Genomic DNA, 19593 nt, shown 5'->3' on the forward strand with positions numbered 1-19593 from the left:
CGATGTAATCATCTATCCGGCCTACAGTAACTAATCTCTCAATACCGCTCCCGGATACCCCAACTGCCGCCAGGCTTCATACACCACTACCGACACCGCATTGGACAGATTCATGCTGCGGCTGTCCGGCACCATCGGAATGCGAATTTTTTGTTCAGCGGGCAGGGCATCAAGAATGCTCGCTGGCAGGCCGCGTGTTTCCGGGCCGAACATCAGATAATCGCCATCCTGATAGCTTACGGCGCTGTGAGCAGGTGTACCTTTCGTGGTGAGGGCGAACAGGCGCTGGGGATTTTCTGCTTCGAGGAACGCGCGATAGTCATGATGACGCGTAACGGCGGTAAACTCGTGATAGTCCAGCCCCGCGCGGCGCAGGCGCTTATCGTCCCAGGCAAATCCCATCGGTTCGATGATATGCAGACGAAAGCCGGTATTAGCGCAAAGACGGATGATGTTGCCAGTATTTGGCGGAATTTCTGGTTCGTAAAGTACGATGTTTAGCATACTGCCCCCTTAGTGCGGGGGCAGGATAGCAGAAAATTGGTGAGCAGTGCGGCCTTTTCCCCTCACCCCGGCCCTCTCCCCGGAGGGGCGAGGGAGAAAAAAAGAGTGCGGTGTCGTTTCAGAGTGAGGGAGTACATACAGCGCCGAACGGTCCCCTCTCCCTGAGGGAGAGGGTTAGGGTGAGGGGGCGCAAACGACTATGCCGCATTCCCTTTCGCCATGGGAGCCAGTGCCGCAGGCAACTCTTTACCCAGCCCCTGCACCAGCGAATCTTGCGTAATTTCGCTGATCGATTTCGCGCCAGTCAGCGTCATCGCCACTTTCATCTCTTTTTCGATCAGATTTAGCAGGTTAGCTACACCCGCCTGGCCCGCTGTTGCCAGCGCATACAAGAAAGCACGACCCAGCAGTACGGTGTCGGCACCGAGCGCAATCATACGCACGACATCAAGCCCGTTACGAATTCCGCTATCCGCCAGAATGGCTATATCACCTTTCACCGCATCTGCAATAGCAGGCAGTGCACGGGCGGAAGAGAGTACACCGTCCAGCTGGCGGCCACCGTGGTTAGAAACCACAATTCCATCAGCACCAAAACGTACTGCATCGCGCGCATCTTCCGGATCGAGGATCCCTTTGATCACCATCGGGCCATCCCAGAAATCGCGGATCCATTCAAGGTCTTTCCATGAGATGGACGGATCGAAGTTATTCCCCAGCCAGCCGATGTAATCTTCCAGTCCGGTCGGTTTGCCGAGATAAGCTGAGATATTACCTAAATCATGTGGACGACCGTTCAGGCCCACATCCCACGCCCATTGCGGATGTGTCACCGCTTGCAAGTAGCGGCGCATTGCCGCGTTCGGGCCGCTCATACCTGAATGCGCATCACGGTAGCGTGCGCCCGGTGTCGGCATATCCACGGTGAAAACCAGCGTCGAACAACCCGCTGCTTTTGCTCGCTCCAGCGCGTTACGCATAAAGCCGCGATCGCGCAGTACATAAAGCTGGAACCACATTGGGCGCTTGATGGCTGGCGCGACTTCTTCAATCGGGCAAACGGAAACCGTCGAGAGAGTAAACGGAATACCATGCGCGTCCGCCGCTTTGGCTGCCTGAACTTCGCCACGACGCGCATACATGCCACACAAACCCACCGGAGCCAGTGCCACCGGCATCGACAATTTCTCATTAAACAGCGTCGTTTCCAGGCTTAAGTCGGACATGTTTTTCAGAATACGCTGGCGCAGCGCCACTTCTGACAAATCTTCCACGTTGCGGCGCAGCGTGTATTCAGAATATGCACCACCATCCATATAGTGGAACAGGAACGGCGGCAGAATGCGTTGCGCTGCGGCGCGATAATCGCTGGCTGCGGAAATAATCATGCGTTTTTCTCCCTCGAATGCTCATTATGCTCACCGGGCAGGCGGGTAATCCGTGCGTGGCGAGCCTGATCTTCATCGAATCGTTTCATGGTGGTGTGAACAAAACTAAGGTGCGCCATCATTGCTTTACGCGCCCCGTCAGCATCACCGGCAAAAATGGCGTCAATGACAGCCTGATGTTGTTCGGTCAGTTGTGAAAAAACCGGTGGCACCAGATACATCCGCTGACGGCTATGCTTCACTGAGGATTGCAGGACATCGAAGAAACCGCGCATGGTTTGCAGCAGCACGATGTTATGTGAGGCTTCGGCAATCGCCAGATGAAAACGAACGTCCGCTTGTGAGGCGATATCCGGGTCTTCACTTAGCGTTGCTTCAAAGCAAAGCTGAATCTTTTCTTTGTCGCCAGGTGTGGCGCGCATTGCCGCATGCCATGCGGTGCTGGCTTCAATGGCGTAGCGGGCTTCCAGAATATCGAAACTGTAATCCGGATCATCGGCCATCAGTGTTTTTAGCGGCTGGACGATGTTTTGCTCCGACCATGTGTCATGACGCCAGCGAATAAACGTCCCGCCGCCGCGTCGACTGAGCAGCACGCCTTCACTCACCAGTTTTGCCAGCGCCTCGCGCAGTGAATTACGTGATACGCCGAGTTGCATCGCCAGTTGGCGCTCAGCGGGCAACTTCATGCCCGCTTCCAGGTTTTTTTCATCAATCAGCGCCCGCACACGATCGGCAACCTCGTCTGACAGGCGTCTGGGTAAAACAATCATTAAGGAATCATCCACGTTAAGACATAAGCCTGAAGCGTGGTGATCACGCCCACTATACAGGTGAAGATCAGGCTGTGTTTGACAGTAAAGCGGAACAAATCAGACTCTTTGCCCACCAGGCCTACCGCCGCACAGGCGATAGCGATAGATTGCGGGGAGATCATCTTACCGGTGACGCCACCGGTGGTATTGGCGGCAACCAGCAACAGATCAGAGACGCCAATTTGTTGTGCTGCGGTGGCTTGCAGCGCGGCGAACAGGGCGTTAGATGAGGTATCCGACCCGGTCAGGAATACCCCCAGCCAGCCGAGGAACGGCGAGAAGAAGGTGAATGCATGACCGGTGTGCGCCAGTGCCAGCGCCAGTGTTGATGACAGTCCGGAATAGTTCGAAATAAAGGCGAATGCCAGCACCATACCGATGGAGTAGATGGGCAGAGCCAGTTCTTTCAGCGTGCTGCCGAAGGTGCTGATAGCGTCAGACGGTTTCATCTTCAGCCAGACAATCGAGAGCAGTGCAGCAAACAGAATGGCGGTGCCGGTGGCAGAGAACCAGTCAAACTTAAACACGGCGGCATAGGCTGTAGCCTCGCTGACCACTGGCGGCATACGGGCAACCAGTTTATCGAGGTACGGCACCGGAATATTGATCACCCACTCATACAGCGCGCCACCCGATGCGAACAGGGCTTTAAACGGCGGGATACTCCACAGTGTTACGGTAGCTGTCAGGAACAGGAACGGTGTCCAGGCACGTAACACCTGACCCGCAGTGTAACCGGTGTGGGCCAGCGTCATATCAACCTGTGACGCCCCCAAATCACCAAAACGGAATACACGCACTGGCTGCCAGCGTTTGAGGAACAGCGTCAGGCAGAGCAGTGATACCAGCGAAGAGATAATGTCCGGCAGCTCCGGCCCAATGAAGTTAGAGCTAAGGTACTGAGCGATGGCAAACGAGCCGCCCGCAACCACGACCGCAGGCCACGTCTCTTTGATACCGCGCCAGCCGTCCATAATCGCCATGATCCAGAACAGCACGATAATGGTCATAAACGGTAGCTGCCGCCCCACCATCTGACCAATCTCAAAGCTGTCGATACCTGTTACCTGTCCGGCAACCAGGATTGGAATGCCCATCGCACCAAATGCCACTGGCGCGGTGTTAACAATCAGGCACAGCCCGGCGGCGTACAGCGGTTTAAAACCCAGGCCGACCAGCAATGCGGCGGTAATTGCTACCGGTGCGCCAAAGCCTGCGGCTCCTTCAAGGAACGCGCCGAAACAGAAACCGACGATCAGCATTTGCAGACGCTGGTCAGGGGTTATCGAAAGAATAGACGAGCGAATGATGTCAAACTGCCCGGTTTTCACCGAGATCTTATAGACGAACACCGCTGCAATAATGATCCACGCGATGGGCCACAACCCGTAGAAGAAACCATAAACCACCGAGGCCAGCGCGTTAGCGACCGGCATTTTATAGAACAGCAAAGCCACGGCAAGGGCGATTGCCACCGTCCACGAGGCGGCGACGTATCCTTTCAGTTTGAGCTTAATCAGCGCAAAGAAGAAAAACAGGATGGGAAGCGATGCTATCAGACTGGAAAGCCAGATATTCCCGGCGGGATCGTAGTTTTGTTGCCAGAGATTCATTGCAGGTCTCCTGGAGTCCACGCACATCGTGTAATGAGTCTGTTGCTCATCTCCTTGTCACACGTTGTGTAAAAGTGGCACTGCCAATTGTGTTGTGTAGGGATAATGACAATGAATGGTTAACTAAATGTTATGTATTGGCAACATTGATGTGAGTTTTAATTGGGAAATTGTGAACCAGAGGTCAGATAAGCGAAGAATTGGTAGGGCCAATTCTTGTGGGGGGAGATGTCTGGTAAAGAAAAGGGCAATCCTCATCAGAGAATTGCCCTTAGGTTGTTGATCCAGAGCGCCTTATCTTGCCGGATGCGGCGTGAACACCTTACTCGGCCTATAGGAATGTGCAGAATCACCCTGTAGATACTGTGTTCTTAAAACGCGGTCTTTGAAAACCCAGTCATCTCCTGCAGGCCCATTTCGCGGCCCAGTGCGGTCATTGGGTGCACAACGACCAGTCCGCGAACACTTTTCTTCAGCTTGCCCATATCAGCCTGCTCTTTTTTGGTAATTGCGCGCTGGAATGGCATCTTCATCAGCTTCTGTGCTTCTTTACTCAGTTTTTGGCTATGAACTTCACGCAGGCGAGCAATTTCTGCTTCCAGCGTGGCTTTCTCTTTTTCCAGCTCGGCATATTTGTCTGCGGCTTCAACCAGCGAAAGATCGGCCTGCTGGTGGCGGATGGCGTCCAGGCGATCGCTGAGGCGTTTGATTTCGTTTTTTTCGACTTCTTTCATGTGATGGCTTCTGATAAAGATAAATTTATAGCCCCTAGTATGCGCGACCAGGTGCTTTGTTCACAACTAATGACATTGTAATAGTTCTGTAACGTAATCATTAACATGCTCAAAAACTGCGCAATTCGTTGATTAATTAAGAAATCTATAGAAAAAAGATAATAAACAGCAGCGGATGATTATTGAGGATTCAGCACGTTTTCCTTAATGTCATCTTTACCGGGAACCTAAACTAAAATTGGCGGCCGCGCATTCCCGGCGCGGGGTAATACGGAGATATCATCATGGGCAAATTAGGTGAAAACGTTCCGCTTCTTATCGATAAAGCCGTAGATTTCATGGCATCAAGCCAGGCGTTCCGGGAGTATCTGAAAAAACTTCCTCCCCGTAACGCGATTCCGTCCGGAATACCCGATGAAAGCGTGCCGTTATATCTACAACGTCTGGAGTATTATCGTCGGCTTTATCGGCCGAAGCAGGTAGAGGGGCAGTAAGCAGACGTTGCTTACTTTTGAAAGGCTTTTTTTAAGCTGATTTTGGAAATCAGCTCAGTCAGTGAAAGGACCATTGTTGATCGCACAGCCTGTTGATAGCGCTGAATTTGCATTGCATACAAACTGGAGTCTGCTGGTTCAAACTGTGGCGGCGGTGGTAACGCCGCCACGCAGTGCAGTTCACCAAAGGGTCCAAGGATTTCGTCGTCGGTAAAGGCGTACTCGTTGCCGTCGTGATTTAGCTCTTCACGCAATGCCATCAGCAGTTCCGCATCTTCGTATTCCTGGCGGTTAATGACGCCCAACCCGTAAATGAGTTTTAAACGCACAGAAAGATCGCCCAGCGGACCATCGCCGTCGAGTAACGGTTCTACAGCATACTTCACCGCGTAATCGTCTTTGCGGAATACCTGAAGCACCAGAAGATTTACCGCCTCGGTCAGGAGCTCGACGGCGGTGATCAGAAAGCTTCGCACGGTTTTGCCAGCATTCAGACGCTCAAGCACACGGTTTTCAAAGGCCTGGGTTTGTTCCATTGTTGCCTGCATATCTGACAATCTGTTATTCGGGCGCAGGGTGTCCTGCGCCTGGTCCACCATTATTGCATTGCTTTATAAGCGGTTACCGCCTCGGATACAACCTCGCTGTTGGCATCAAGACCGGAAATCTGTGCCAGCGCCGCCTGCGGACCTTTGTCAGCGATCAGTGCTGCCAGTTCCTGAGCCTGCGGATCATCTTCACTGCGGAAGTGCATTGCAGCGGCAATACCTTCAATCAGGTTTTTATGTGGCAGACCATATTCCAGCGTACCGAGCAGTGGCTTGATCAGACGGTCGCCAGCACTCAGTTTACGCAGTGGCTGACGGCCTACGCGCTCTACATCATCTTTCAGATACGGGTTCTCAAAACGGCCGAGAATTTTCTGGATGTACGCCGCATGCTTGTCAGCGTCAAAGCCGTAGCGCTTGATCAATACTGCACCACTTTCTTCCATCGCACCTTTTACCACCGCGCGGATTTTCTCGTCGAGAATCGCGTCACGAATGGTCTGATGACCGGCCAGTTTTCCGAGGTACGCGGTTATAGCATGACCCGTGTTCAGGGTGAAGAGTTTACGTTCGACAAATGCCATCAGGTTGTCGGTTAACTCCATGCCTGGGATGTTCGGCAGTGCGCCTTTGAACTGCGTTTTATCGACAATCCATTCGCTGAAGGTTTCTACCGTCACTTCCAGCGGATCGTTAGTTGCCGAAGCCGAAGGCGGTACGATGCGGTCAACGGCGGAATCGACAAAGCCAACGTGTTCTTCTACCCACGCTTTGGCGTCTTCCGGCAGGGCGTTCATCACATGGCCTTTCAGCTGCGTGGTACCGCGTACCATGTTTTCACAGGCGATGATGTTCAGCGGGGATTCATTACCTTGTTCTTTACGTTTCACCTGCCCTTTGGCGATTGCCGGAGCAATACGTTCCAGCACAACCGGGCCAACGGCGGTAGTGACTAAATCAACCTGAGCAATCAGATCAACGACATCATCACCAATGCTGCTGACAGCATTGACGCCGGAAACGGTATCTACCTGCTCGGTTTCACCAACCACATGTACCTGATAGCTATGACGGGCATTCAGGGCATCAAGTACCACCTGATTGACATCGGCAAACGTCAGTTGGATACCCGCGTCTGCCAGCAGTTTACCGATAAAGCCACGACCGATATTACCTGCGCCAAAATGTAATGCTTTCATAGTATTAACCTTCATCAATGTTTTTACCCGAGAGGGCTGGGGTGAGGCTTTTCCCTCACCCAAACCCTCTCCGTGAGGAGAGGGGCAGCGCCGGATGCGGCGTAAGCGCCTTATCCGGCCTACAAGAACGTGCAAATTCAACAAATTGTGATGCATCCTGTAGGCCTGATAAGCGTAGCGCATCAGGCAATTAACCCCACCTTCTCCATGTGGAGAGGGTGGGATTGGATTACTTACGACCTGCCAGCAGTTCCAGCACTTCATCCACGCTGGTGGTGTGTGCCAGACGCTCGATGACGGACTCATCATCCAGTGCATTGGTCAGGCTGGTGATAACCTGAATGTGCTCGTTGTTACGGGCAGCAATACCAATCACCAGACGGGCAATGTCATCTTCTTCTTCACCGAAGCGCACGCCTTCCGGGTACTGGCAGAACACGACGCCCGTTTTCAGTACGCGATCTTTCGCTTCAACCGTACCGTGTGGCACCGCGATAGACTCACCCAGATAAGTCGGGGTCAGTTTTTCACGATCCAGCATCGCCTGAACGTATTCCGGCTCAACGTAACCGCCTTTCACCAGCTGCTCGCCAGCAAAACGAATCGCTTCTTCTTTGGTTGCCGCTTTGCGACCGAGGAAGATGTTCTCCGCGCCTAGCTTGAACAGGTTAGCACTGGAATCGTCAAAGCTGTCTTTCAGGCTGTCTTTTACTTTCTCTTCGTTTGCCGTGTGGCGTTGGGCAGCAACCAGACGTTCGGTCAGGCTGGTGTACAGGCCGCTGTCGAGGAAGTTGGTCAGCGAAATATGCTGTGCCTGCGGAACCTGGCGCATAGCGCGTTCGGTCAGGTCACGGTGAGTGATGACGAGGTCCACATCTGGCGGCAGGTTGTTGATCGCGCTGTTAGTAACAGAAATCTGCGACAGACCTGCATCCTGAATTTTCTTACGCAGAACGCCTGCGCCCATCGCACTGGAACCCATACCGGCGTCACAGGCAACGATGATTTTACGTACGTGGCTCAGGTCGTTAGTCACATCGCCAGCAGACAGCGGAGATGCGCCTTTAGACTCAGCTTTCATGTCCTGCATACGACGAGTTGCTGCTTCAATATCATCTTCTTCTTTCACTTTGCTGGTTTTCAGCAAAATAGCAGAGACAACGAAGGAGACAGCCATCGCCGCACACACACCCGCGATGTTAGCGAAGTAAGCACCTTTTGGTGTCATCGCCAGTACAGCAAGGATAGAACCCGGAGATGCCGGAGAAACCAGACCACCGCCCAGGATAGTCAGCGTGAACACGCCAGTCATACCGCCGAGGATGACTGCGAGGATCAGACGCGGATTCATCAGCACATACGGGAAGTAGATTTCGTGGATACCCCCCAGGAAGTGGATGATTGCCGCACCGCCCGCAGACTGTTTAGCGCTACCACGACCAAAGAACATGTACGCCAGCAGCACGCCCATACCTGGACCTGGGTTAGCTTCAATCAGGAAGAAGATTGATTTACCCAGTTCATGGGACTGCTGAATACCCAGCGGCGAGAAGATACCGTGGTTAATGGCGTTGTTGAGGAACAGGATTTTCGCCGGTTCAACAAAGATAGACGCCAGCGGCAGCATGTCATGGACAACCATGAAGTTAACGCCCGCAGCCAGCATTTTGGACAGGGCTTCAACAATCGGGCCAATGCCGAGGAATGCCAGAATAGCGAGGATCATCCCGATGATGCCTGCGGAGAAGTTATTCACCAGCATCTCAAAACCGGATTTGATCTTACCGTCTACCCAGCGGTCGAAGTGCTTAATGCACCAGCCGCCCAGCGGACCTGCAATCATAGAACCGAGGAACATCGGCATGTCTGCGCCGACGATAACGCCCATGGTGGTGATGGCACCGACTACGCCGCCACGTTCGCCGCCTACCAGCTTACCACCGGTATAACCGATCAGCAGCGGCAGGAGATAAGTGATCATCGGCCCGACCAGCTTCGCCAGCGTCTCGTTCGGTAACCACCCTGTTGGAATAAATAACGCGGTGATGATACCCCACGCGATAAACGCGCCGATATTTGGCATCACCATGTTGCTGAGGAAACGACCAAAGCTTTGCACTTTGATCTTAATATCGGATGACATAAAAACACCCCTTCTTATGTTTGCTGTCGCGCAGGCTGGAAGCCCGAGGTTTTTTGTTAATGTGGCGGCAGAGGTAGCCGGACCTTGTAGATACTGCGAAATCTGGCACTGAATCGGTTAACTGTCCAGTCGACGGCCTTTTGTGTGATATCAATCACATAAATATAGGGGGTAGAGAGGTAATTGACGTGACGTTCATCACAAAACGCTTGTGTAAAAAAGCAACAAGGCGGCGATTTTCGCTAAAAATGGCATTTAAATGTGAGTAGTGTCACATTTTTGTTTTGATGGTTTGTTGAATCTTTGTGATCTGAATCACAAGATATTTTCTTACGGCGTTCACCTGATGTGATCTACAGCATGTTATGCCTTCGTCATACAATCGTTATGTAACTAAGCAACTCATCACCTCTAAAAATTATTCTTTGGTGTTATGGCGAGAATCGCGAACCCGGATTATTGTCAAAATATCAGCCTGACTCCCTTCTGGCTGCCAGCCCAAAAACAACACTGATAAACGTGAATCCGAGGCAGATATGTTTCTAAACTATTTCGCGTTGGGAGTGCTGATCTTCGTCTTTCTGGTGATTTTTTATGGAATCATCGCGATACATGACATCCCTTATCTGATTGCCAAAAAGCGCAACCATCCCCATGCCGACGCTATTCATACGGCGGGCTGGGTGAGCCTGTTTACTCTGCATGTTATCTGGCCGTTTCTGTGGATCTGGGCGACGCTCTATCAACCGGAGCGTGGCTGGGGTATGCAGTCACATGTTGCGTCGCAGGAGAAAGCGACTGACCCGGAAATCGCCGCACTTTCTGACCGAATTTCCCGGCTGGAGCATCAACTCGCCGCCGAGAAAAAGACTGACTATTCCACGTTCCCGGAGATCTAATTATGGATCTATTGATTGTTTTAACTTACGTGGCGCTGGCGTGGGCGGTCTTTAAAATCTTCCGCATTCCGGTAAATCAGTGGACGCTGGCGACGGCGGCGCTGGGAGGCGTGTTTCTGGTGAGTGGTTTGATTTTGTTGATGAACTACAACCACCCTTACACTTTTACCGCGCAAAAGGCAGTGATAGCGATCCCTATCACGCCACAGGTGACGGGAATTGTTACTGAAGTCACTGACAAGAATAATCAGCTTATTCAAAAGGGCGAGGTGCTTTTTAAGCTCGACCCGGTTCGTTACCAGGCGCGAGTTGACAGACTTCAGGCTGACCTGATGACGGCGACGCATAATATAAAGACGCTGCGTGCGCAGCTCACTGAAGCGCAGGCCAACACCACCCAGGTTTCAGCGGAGCGCGACCGTCTGTTTAAAAATTATCAACGTTACTTGAAAGGCAGCCAGGCGGCGGTGAATCCGTTCTCGGAACGTGACATCGACGATGCGCGGCAAAATTTCCTCGCGCAGGATGCGCTGGTGAAAGGCTCGGTGGCGGAGCAGGCGCAGATCCAGAGCCAGCTCGACAGTATGGTTAACGGCGAGCAATCGCAGATTGTGAGCTTAAGAGCGCAACTTACTGAAGCAAAATATAACCTTGAGCAGACTGTCATTCGCGCGCCGAGCAATGGCTACGTTACTCAGGTACTGATCCGCCCAGGTACATACGCAGCTGCCTTGCCGCTGCGTCCGGTGATGGTCTTCATCCCCGAGCAAAAACGGCAAATTGTCGCCCAATTTCGGCAAAACTCGCTGTTACGTCTGAAACCTGGCGATGATGCGGAAGTGGTGTTTAACGCGCTACCTGGGCAGGTGTTTCACGGCAAACTGACTAGTATTTTACCTGTCGTGCCAGGCGGTTCTTATCAGGCGCAGGGGGTATTGCAATCATTAACGATCGTGCCCGGCACGGACGGTGTGCTGGGAACCATTGAACTGGACCCTAACGATGATATCGATGCCTTACCCGACGGCATCTACGCCCAGGTGGCGGTTTACTCCGACCATTTCAGCCATGTTTCGGTGATGCGGAAAGTGCTGCTAAGAATGACCAGCTGGATGCATTATCTTTATTTGGATCATTGAGGGGGAGGGGGGAGATTATGGAACTTTGCTCCTTGTAAGGACTAATTATTTTTGCATATTACTTCATTAGCTTCGATGATTTTTCTTTAATATTCATTATGTTAATAAGTTCTGGATGAGTGTGCTCTCATTGGATTTTTTATCCGTCTTGTTCTGCCGCAGGATGAGACTATACATCGTCGAGATCGCAATGATGATATGAGTTGTTCCTCCTGCGACGGCTCTAATCAAAAAAGAGCAGGAGTGCTTTTCCATCTATTGCGATGATGGCTTTATTATCTGAAGGATGACAGTCACATTTAAAAAATATTTAATCTATAGATCACAATGTAGGGTCATGGAATATATGTATACAACTATTTTCTTCTTCACTTTTAATTATCGTATTCATTATAAAACTAAGTTAAAAAAACTCCTGGAGAGTGAGTTATTAATATATTTTTAAATAAAATTAAGTTATCATTCATCGATGCACTTTATAGAATCATCAATGGCCATAATAGTACTATTAACTCTCAATTTTATATTTTTATCATCACTACAAATATTAACTGAATTTATATCAATGATTTTTTTTATTCTTATCTTTTATTTTATTTACTGTTTCAATGCAATCAGCGGCAAGTTGGAGTGGATTTAGATTTTTCAGATATGGTCTTATGATCTTTCCCTTACTTAATAAATAGCATGTATAGGATTCGGAAAGTCCAGCATCTATTTTGTACCTCATTATATTAAATAAGGATGTGAGAAATTCCTTGTTATCATTCGCAGCCATATATGCCAGTCCGAGTTCAGCCTCTGCGGCCTTACAGGCAAAATAGCTTAGTGAACACGCTTTTCGTCCCTCTTTAGTACTGGCTGATATTAGTGCCCATAATATTGCTTTGTCTGTCAAATCTAACTCTCTCTGAAATTGTCTTGCAGTAACTGCACTCGCAGAAATAGAGAAAAAAATACAATTGTTAATAACCTTGCCATATTTTTTAGTCCGTAACTGTTAATGTGCTATCTGGCTCTGAAAATATTAACTCATTTAATTTTTGCATGTCATTAGATAAACCAGTTATACAACCCTCGGAACAGAATCGAGGTCCTAAAGACGGACCAAAAGCGTTTAAACAACTATGTATTGAAAATCCATTGCGATTATAAGTTCCTGTATTAACTGACGGTACTAATCGTATGCCGTCAGGTTTTCTATTGCTTGCTCCCGGGTCATTAACATTCCAACTCCATAGGCCTTGAGGTATTGGCCATCTATTTATAAATGTGTACAACGGGGATTATTTTTACATTGCATATTATTACCAGAAGCGACTGGAATACTAAGCACATCATAAAAATTATCATCACATGGTATATCTGAAACACACGAAAGCATACCTAAAGTTATGCTGTATAAACAGGTGGCTAATCCCAAGGGGATCGATTCCAGAAATCGGGTTCAACGGATACTGATAAAAATTCCACCTACCTTCCAGCCCAATCGGAGCCTGAGTGTTATACCGCCCCTGCTGCGGTTAATGTTACCGATAATAGTTATAGTACAGCCCTGATTCATCATCATACTACTGCTGCGGCAGTCTGATGAACTATTGCTTTTACGGATTCTCCTTATTCTTCCTTCTATCCATTCGCTTTAGCTTTTTGAGCTCTTGAAGTTTGCTCTTTGCATCAATATTACCGTTATTTACAGCGAATTCCATCCAATAAATAGCTCTATTCAAATTATAATATTCTGATAATGTTGGATTTGTATCTGATAAAAAGACCCCATAATTAAACTGCGCTGTAACATTCCCCTGAGATGCTGATCTTTCCAAGAATCGCAATTGTTTGTAAATGTTATTTTTAGTAAAGCAGTAATATTGATATAGTCGAAATGATGCCTCTGAATCACCATGTTGTGATTTATACTTCAGTTTCATCAACTTTTCTTCACTTAAATCATAGGTCATTGCTGTAGACCCCATCATACTTTCGTTTTGTTTTATTTTCACATCAGCACCATGCAATTGACAAATAAAAGAGAAATAAAAAAATAGTAACAAGCATGCTTTCATACATCTACAACCTATCTTATATCACTGGGTTTTTCTGGCGTACCTTGCATATTAGAAATGGGGTGCCCAGATGGCCCATATGTTATCCAATTACCAAGGTCTTTTGTTGTTATAGCCATTAGATCCTTATTTGAATTAAGGTTCGTTGGTGCTGTTAGCACTGTATCCATTTTTAACTTACCATTAGTTCCTCGCCCCCACCACGTCCATAGCGTGTCAGGTCCTATTACATTTGTATGTAACTCTTTAGCTAATTAGCTAGCAAATGAATTTTGTCCTTTACCTGTATTACAAGAAAATAACCAAACTGTCATCCCATCTTTATAATTCCCATCAAATTTAATTAGATATGCTAGATCTTTAGCTGTCATGATACTGCGCGTTGCGGATTCAATAGATGTGGGGGTACCATGCCCCCCGATTGTGAAAACGCCTGGGATATTAATCTCATCAGCTACAGAATGGATAAGATCACTTTCGGGGTATAAATTTATATCAACCAAACCTTGCGGATCTACATTTATGACCGGATTCAACGGATACTGATAAAAATTCCATCCCCCCTTCAGTCCAATCGGATCCTGAGTGATATACCGCCCCAGCAGCGGGTCATAATAGCGGTGGCGGTTGTAATACAGGCCGGACTCCTCATCATACTGCTGACCCGGCAGGCGAATGAGCTGCTGCAGATGATGCGGGTTCTCATCACTCAGCAGGTTGCCCCATTCATCATATTCTGCGCACCACGCTGTTGCCCCTTCCGTGCTGATGAGCGCCAGCGGCAGGCCGCGATGGTCGCAGTGGTACAGGTGGATTTTTCGCGCCGGCGTGTACACCGGGTCCATCTGGTTTTTCATCTGCTCCACGGTCAGGCCGCACGATGCCAGCCAGCGGCGGCTTTCCTCACTCACCCGGTCAGCCAGGATTTCACTTTCCAGCCGGTCGAGCATCTGCACCGTGCCGGCGGGAATCCCCCACTGTGCATAGGCAACTCACGCTATGAACGCTTCAGCTTATCAATAGCGGAAGTTATAATTTCATTGTCATCAAACTTGTACAACATAGTATCTAAAACAGGAAGTAGCGTTTTATCACCTAATTCACCCGCAGCTTCAATGATATCATCATAAACAGTATTTTTTTTTAACTCATCGCATAAAACAGATAAAACCCTTTTATCTTTTCTGTAGGAAAGTCCGATTATTGCTTCAATACGGACTTCCTCATTTTTATCCTGAAGCATCTCCACAAAACAATCCCTAATATCACTATTATCATATTTATTGATATTTATTGCAAATGCGGCCCAGTTTCTGACATCTCCATTTGGATCTTTTAACAGATTAATCAATAGTGGAATTGTTGCTTTATCATTGATAACAGAAATAGCAAATGCTGTAGCACGTCTGACATTAGTCGATTTATCAAAAGCAGTAATTTGAGATTGTTCTACTATTTTAGGTGAATAAATTGGGTTTTTCTTGCATCGCTGAGCCGTTGACTCGATTGCCGTAGCTCGAACGCAAGCGCTCTTATCATTCAATGCCATATTGTTCAAAATATTAAAAACATTATCTTCGCATTTTTTGCAAATTTTTATTTGCCCGAGTATAAATGCTCCGATATCTCTACGGATATAATTTTTATCAGAGCAGAACTCAATTGCCAATCTAACAGCGTCTTGCCCACCTCTTAACTGTAATACTCTGGCAGATGAAATCCTTTTCAAGGAATTGTGATCATCAAGTAAGCGAAATAATTCATCATCATTTAGTTTCTTACATTGATTATATAAACCATACTCTTTACTTGCCTTTCTTTTCTGGTATGTATTTGACATTGCAGGAACCTCCACAAGGGCTATCTTTTTTTATCGTTTGACTGTCTGGAGTGACGACAATTCCAGGCTTTCTGTGTGCTTTTTGCATCTTTAGCACTAATATCACCACAATCAATTAGTTCCTGAAGTACGTCACATCTGTCGGGTTTTTTCCCATCACTCCAGAATCTGTCATTTATTATGTCATTGACACGATCAGTTATCCCTGTGTCTGCAACATTTCCACGAGAAGCTATCATTGTTATATCTAATGCTAGTCCCGGATTATTCAATATTAGAGAGTCAAATATTCTTTGTGATGCTGTATCGTTCCACCATTTTGTCAATGCTTTTGCAGCATTATCATCTGCTTGCTGCTGTGCAGGGCTTTTGGGCCATGGAATTGGCAAGGGGAATGGTCTAGGAAAAACTTCTAACCCCAGAGGATCTGTATTCGTAACTGGATTCAACGGATACTGATAAAAATTCCATCCCCCCTTCAGCCCAATCGGATCCTGAGTGATATACCGCCCCTGCAGCGGGTCATAATAGCGGTGGCGGTTGTAATACAGGCCGGACTCCTCATCATACTGCTGCCCCGGCAGGCGGATAAGCTGCTGCAGCTGATGCGGGTTCTCTTCATTCAGCAGGTTGCCCCATTCATCGTATTCTGCGCACCATTCTGTTGTCCCTTCCTTGCTGATAAGGGCCAGCGGCAGGCCGCGATGGTCGCAGTGGTACAGGTGGATTTTTCGCGCCGGCGTGTACACCGGGTCCATCTGGTTTTGCATCTGCTCCACGGTCAGGCCGCACGATGCCAGCCAGCGGCGGCTTTCCTCACTCACCCGGTCAGCCAGGATTTCACTTTCCAGCCGGTCGAGCATCTGCACCAGCACCGGCGGGAACACCACACTGCCACCGTCTTCGCCGCCGGACTGCTGAAGCGCATCCGCCAGGCTGCGGCGCTGCGTTTTCGCCAGCTCACCGGTGGCGGTTTCAACTCTGATGAGTGGCGTGAAGCTCCCCGGCTGATAAATCGTCTGGATGCGGGTTCTGTCGTTCTGTATTGTGGTCAGCCGGTCGCCGTCCCAGCCGTACCAGGTCACTTGCGGTTTCCGTGACAGCGACATCCAGCCCGTCAGGTCCCGTTCACGCCGCCACACCCGTTTTGCCACCCTGCGGCCCAGCGGGTCGTAAAGATAGCGACTTTCGACCAGCGGCTCTTCATATTGTGTCCGCGTGTAGTGCACCAGCCGGTGCTGACTGTCGTAATGGTACCGGTGAGTCCGCTCATCATCCGTGCGGATAACCCCTTCCGGGATGAGGTCGGTTTTCTCTGTCAGCCTGCCGTGACGGTCATACCGGTAAAGATAGTGCGCGTCACGGGCGATACGGTTATCCGGCCACATGCTGAGGGTGCTGTCCGGGTGCAGCTCCGGGTCGGGCAGGCGGTTACCTGCCGGGTCTGTGGCATACGGGATGCGGATATCCAGATTCGCTGCGGTGGTGTGAACGCCGGTCAGCCTGCCGGTGGTGCTGTAGCTGTAACTCCGGGTCTGGCGCGGGCTGCTGATGCGGATGAGTTCGCCGTTGTCGTTCCAGGTGTAATCGCGGTCAGACAGCAGGCTGTTCAGGTGCTGGCTCTGTAACTGCCCGGCAGGGGTATAAGCGGTGGTGAGTTCATAACGGCCGAAGCTGCGCAGCGTTTCCCGGTGCAGGCGGTCGCGGGTGTACTCCACCAGCGGTGTGTCGCCGAGTTTCATGCCTGCCAGGTAACCGCTGCCGTAGGTCAGCCATTCCACGGCGGGCAGGCTGTCCGGTATACAGCGGTTCGCCAGCCCCTGCGCGTTGTACGCATGTCTGGTCTCATGCTGCCAGAGCAGTGCTTCCGTCTGCGGGTGATGCACCGTCTGACGCTCACCGGTCAGCCGGCCTTTCTCATCATACCTGTAATGCACCGCCACCCGGTGCCCTTCGCTGATATGGCTGATGTCTGTCAGCCAGCCACGTTCGTCATACTGCCACCGCTCTGCGGTTTCACCCTTCACGGTGCGGTGCGTGAGGCGGTCTGCTTCGTCATAGTGCCAGTGGGTGACCAGACCCTCATCCTCGCTGCGGATAAGTTTGCCGGTCAGGTCGTGGTGATAACGCTGTGTGCGGCCGTCAAAGCCGGTTTCCTGTATCAGCCGGTCAAGTACATCGTAACGGAAGGTGGTGTGGCTGCCGTTTTCACTGGTCAGGCGGATGACCCGTCCGGCAGCATCGTATTCCATACTGCGCGTCAGCCCGCCCTGCGTGGTACGGACGGCCTTTCCCCACGCATCGTACTGTGTCCCGTTTCTGCTGCCGTCCGGGGCAATGACGGCGGTCAGGTCACCGGCGATGTTGTATTCATACCGCGTTTCATGGCCCTGCGTGTCTTTCACGGCAATTAACTGTCCACGGCTGTCGTATGCGCGGTACTGACTCAGCCCTTCCTCGCGGTGCACCGCCGTCATCTGCCCGAAGCGGTCATGGTCATAACGGGTTACATAACCGGAACAGTCGGTGAAGCTCAGCAACTGACCGTAACGGCTCCACGTCATGGTTTTCCGGCTGCCGGTGGCATCTTCCGTTGCGCAGGGTAAGTCACTGTGTGGATTATCATAACGGTAGCGGGTGATATCGCCGTCAGGGGCAGTTTCCTGAATCAGACGGCCCAATTCATCATATTCCCGGCGCAATTCCAGCCCGTCAGGCCCGGTGGCTGACGTTAACTGGTTGTGGTGGTTATAGTAAAACGCCGATGCCCTGCCATCCGGCGTGGTTATGCGCGTGATGAGGCCCGTCACCACATCCGGGCTGTACTCTGTTGTCCTGCCTGCGGCATCCGTCTGTGCCCTGAGCCTGCCCACGGCGTCAAACTGACTCTGCGTGACGCTGCCGTCCGCGTGTTCCTTTTTCACCACCCGCTTCAGCCCGGCTTCGCCCTGCGTGTGCAGCACTTCACGGCGGTCCAGGCTGTCGGTGATGGTGATGCGGTCTTTCTCATACTGATACGTGTAGCTTAAGCCTGCCGGGTTTAGCTGTTCTGTCACCCGCCCGTCGCTGTCGTAACGGTAACGGATTTCCGGCCGGCCCGTGTGACGGTGCGCCACCATCCGGCCCCGGTATTTATCATCGTAAGTAAAGCTGCGCACCTGTTTGCCACTACGGTCATACACCACCGCCAGTTCGCCGCGGGGCGTCCAGCCATAGCGCACCAGCGGCGCGGCAGGTAAATTCTCCGGGTATTCCGGGTCGTGCGTCAGCCACACGGCAGACAGACGGATGCCGTTGTCCCGGCCATATTCGGTGTAACCCGGCAGGGTATCAGGAAAAGCGGACGGTTCCGTCCCGCCGGAAATGGCCTGCTGCCGGGCTTCTTCTGCCCGCTGCGCCTGCGTGGTCAGTACCAGCCGGAAGTGACGCCAGGCACCATCCGTCACGCCGGTGATTTCGCCGCTGAATTCACCGGCGGCTTCGCGGTGGAACGTCTGTGTGCGCCCGAAGCGGTCCACCAGCCCGGTCAGTACCCGGTACGGCGGCAGCGGCGCAGGCAGCACCTCATCCGCTTCCGGCACCCGCTCACACCAACCGAGCAGCCACCACGGCCCCTGCGGACTGTTTGTCGCCAGATAACGATGCGGACTTAAGCGGAGTTCTTCCGGCAGCGCCTGCCAGAGTGCGGCCAGCCGGTGACCTTCATCCAGTTTCGCCACGCCGCCGCGCACCAGCCACAGTGACTCGCTGCGGCTGTAACCGTCCTCACCGGGAAACAGGTGCTCAAAATACAGGCTTCTGCCGCCGTTATCACTGAGTATCAGTGTGTTATCGCGCAGCTGTAAGCGGATATCCGCAGGCATTTTCCAGCCGGGGCCGAGGCTCCCCACCGGCGCGGGCGTTTTTGTCCGGTAACTGCTGTAGGTGCGGGAGAGGATGAACGGCAGCGGGCCGGGCAGGGCGATGTCGGTTTCACCGGGAAGGACCTTTGCACCGAGCAGGGGATTGACCGGATGGCCGGACGTCACTCCGCCGGGGCACACCGAACAGGCCACGCCGGTGGGGGCACCAATGCGCACCCCGGCTGAACCCTGAACAATGCTACCGCCATACTGCGTCATGTCGCCCTGACGCGCTGCCGGTTTTCCGCTCATTTCTCATCCTTGTTTTATCGGGTTATTTGTCTGCTGACAGGCGAAACCCTACAGATT

The 19593-nt window shown here is 51.1% G+C and carries 14 protein-coding genes and 3 pseudogenes; 3 read left to right on the forward strand and 14 right to left on the reverse strand.

Annotated features, from left to right (window positions below):
* Positions 1 to 30: 30 nt before the first annotated feature.
* From trmL to KXD89_RS00515, 5 genes are all read right to left on the reverse strand, one after another.
* Positions 31 to 504, reverse strand: a complete 474-nt coding sequence (gene trmL, locus KXD89_RS00495; protein ID WP_000932347.1) for a tRNA (uridine(34)/cytosine(34)/5-carboxymethylaminomethyluridine(34)-2'-O)-methyltransferase TrmL — start codon at positions 502 to 504, stop codon at positions 31 to 33.
* Positions 505 to 701: 197 nt separating this feature from the next.
* Entirely contained in the window at positions 702 to 1892 is a 1191-nt protein-coding gene (gene lldD / locus KXD89_RS00500) for a quinone-dependent L-lactate dehydrogenase (RefSeq protein WP_000586962.1), read from the reverse strand.
* Positions 1889 to 2665 carry a transcriptional regulator LldR gene (gene lldR / locus KXD89_RS00505; protein ID WP_000636500.1) on the reverse strand — a complete coding sequence of 259 codons (777 nt, stop codon included), beginning with the start codon at positions 2663 to 2665 and terminating at the stop codon, positions 1889 to 1891. Before lldR ends, lldD begins: the two co-directional genes overlap by 4 nt.
* Positions 2665 to 4320: an L-lactate permease gene (gene lldP / locus KXD89_RS00510; protein ID WP_001295233.1), complete on the reverse strand. Its 1656-nt coding sequence runs from the start codon at positions 4318 to 4320 to the stop codon at positions 2665 to 2667. The genes lldR and lldP overlap by 1 nt, the downstream gene beginning before the upstream one ends.
* 371 nt (positions 4321 to 4691) lie before the next feature.
* Positions 4692 to 5054 carry a YibL family ribosome-associated protein gene (locus KXD89_RS00515; RefSeq protein ID WP_000665680.1) on the reverse strand — a complete coding sequence of 121 codons (363 nt, stop codon included), beginning with the start codon at positions 5052 to 5054 and terminating at the stop codon, positions 4692 to 4694.
* A 284-nt stretch (positions 5055 to 5338) separates the two neighbouring features.
* On the opposite strand from KXD89_RS00515, the gene yibT reads away from it, so the two are divergent.
* On the forward strand, positions 5339 to 5548 hold the full coding sequence (gene yibT / locus KXD89_RS00520) for a protein YibT (protein WP_000517100.1): 210 nt from the start codon (positions 5339 to 5341) through the stop codon (positions 5546 to 5548).
* Positions 5549 to 5559: 11 nt separating this feature from the next.
* On the opposite strand, the gene mtlR is transcribed toward yibT, so the two are convergent.
* The 3 genes from mtlR to mtlA form a co-directional block, all read right to left on the reverse strand.
* A complete protein-coding gene (mtlR, locus tag KXD89_RS00525; protein ID WP_000228269.1) occupies positions 5560 to 6147 on the reverse strand; it encodes a mannitol operon repressor MtlR in 588 nt (195 codons plus the stop codon).
* The gene (mtlD, locus tag KXD89_RS00530) at positions 6147 to 7295 is read right to left on the reverse strand and encodes a mannitol-1-phosphate 5-dehydrogenase (RefSeq protein WP_000645439.1); all 1149 of its coding nucleotides are present in this window, start codon (positions 7293 to 7295) and stop codon (positions 6147 to 6149) included. The genes mtlR and mtlD overlap by 1 nt, the downstream gene beginning before the upstream one ends.
* Positions 7296 to 7524: 229 nt before the next feature.
* Positions 7525 to 9438 (reverse strand): PTS mannitol transporter subunit IICBA, encoded by a 1914-nt coding sequence (gene mtlA, locus KXD89_RS00535; RefSeq protein WP_000093247.1) that lies wholly within the window; start codon positions 9436 to 9438, stop codon positions 7525 to 7527.
* 536 nt (positions 9439 to 9974) lie between these two features.
* On the opposite strand from mtlA, the gene KXD89_RS00540 reads away from it, so the two are divergent.
* Complete coding sequence (locus KXD89_RS00540) at positions 9975 to 10337, forward strand: DUF3302 domain-containing protein (RefSeq protein ID WP_000479624.1); 363 nt, start codon at positions 9975 to 9977, stop codon at positions 10335 to 10337.
* A 2-nt stretch (positions 10338 to 10339) separates the two neighbouring features.
* Positions 10340 to 11476 (forward strand): HlyD family secretion protein, encoded by a 1137-nt coding sequence (locus KXD89_RS00545; RefSeq protein ID WP_072647303.1) that lies wholly within the window; start codon positions 10340 to 10342, stop codon positions 11474 to 11476.
* A gap of 459 nt (positions 11477 to 11935) precedes the next feature.
* Here the strand turns inward: KXD89_RS00545 and KXD89_RS22260 are convergent.
* The 6 genes and pseudogenes from KXD89_RS22260 to KXD89_RS00570 all read right to left on the reverse strand — a co-directional run bounded on the left by KXD89_RS22260 (position 11936) and on the right by KXD89_RS00570 (position 19536).
* A pseudogene (locus KXD89_RS22260) lies at positions 11936 to 12457 on the reverse strand (Imm57 family immunity protein).
* 371 nt (positions 12458 to 12828) lie between these two features.
* Positions 12829 to 13047, reverse strand: a pseudogene (locus KXD89_RS22530) (RHS repeat-associated core domain-containing protein); the annotation flags it as partial.
* 33 nt (positions 13048 to 13080) lie between these two features.
* A complete protein-coding gene (locus KXD89_RS00555; RefSeq protein ID WP_000642478.1) occupies positions 13081 to 13542 on the reverse strand; it encodes a sel1 repeat family protein in 462 nt (153 codons plus the stop codon).
* Positions 13543 to 13553: 11 nt separating this feature from the next.
* A pseudogene (locus KXD89_RS00560) lies at positions 13554 to 14510 on the reverse strand (RHS repeat-associated core domain-containing protein); the annotation flags it as partial.
* Positions 14511 to 14539: 29 nt separating this feature from the next.
* Entirely contained in the window at positions 14540 to 15382 is an 843-nt protein-coding gene (locus tag KXD89_RS00565; RefSeq protein ID WP_000072850.1) for a HEAT repeat domain-containing protein, read from the reverse strand.
* 20 nt (positions 15383 to 15402) lie between these two features.
* Positions 15403 to 19536, reverse strand: a complete 4134-nt coding sequence (locus KXD89_RS00570) for an RHS element protein RhsA (protein ID WP_000015300.1) — start codon at positions 19534 to 19536, stop codon at positions 15403 to 15405.
* Between the last annotated feature and the right edge of the window lie 57 nt (positions 19537 to 19593).

The sequence above is a fragment of the Escherichia sp. TC-EC600-tetX4 genome (assembly GCF_019356055.1).
Classification (GTDB): Bacteria; Pseudomonadota; Gammaproteobacteria; order Enterobacterales; family Enterobacteriaceae.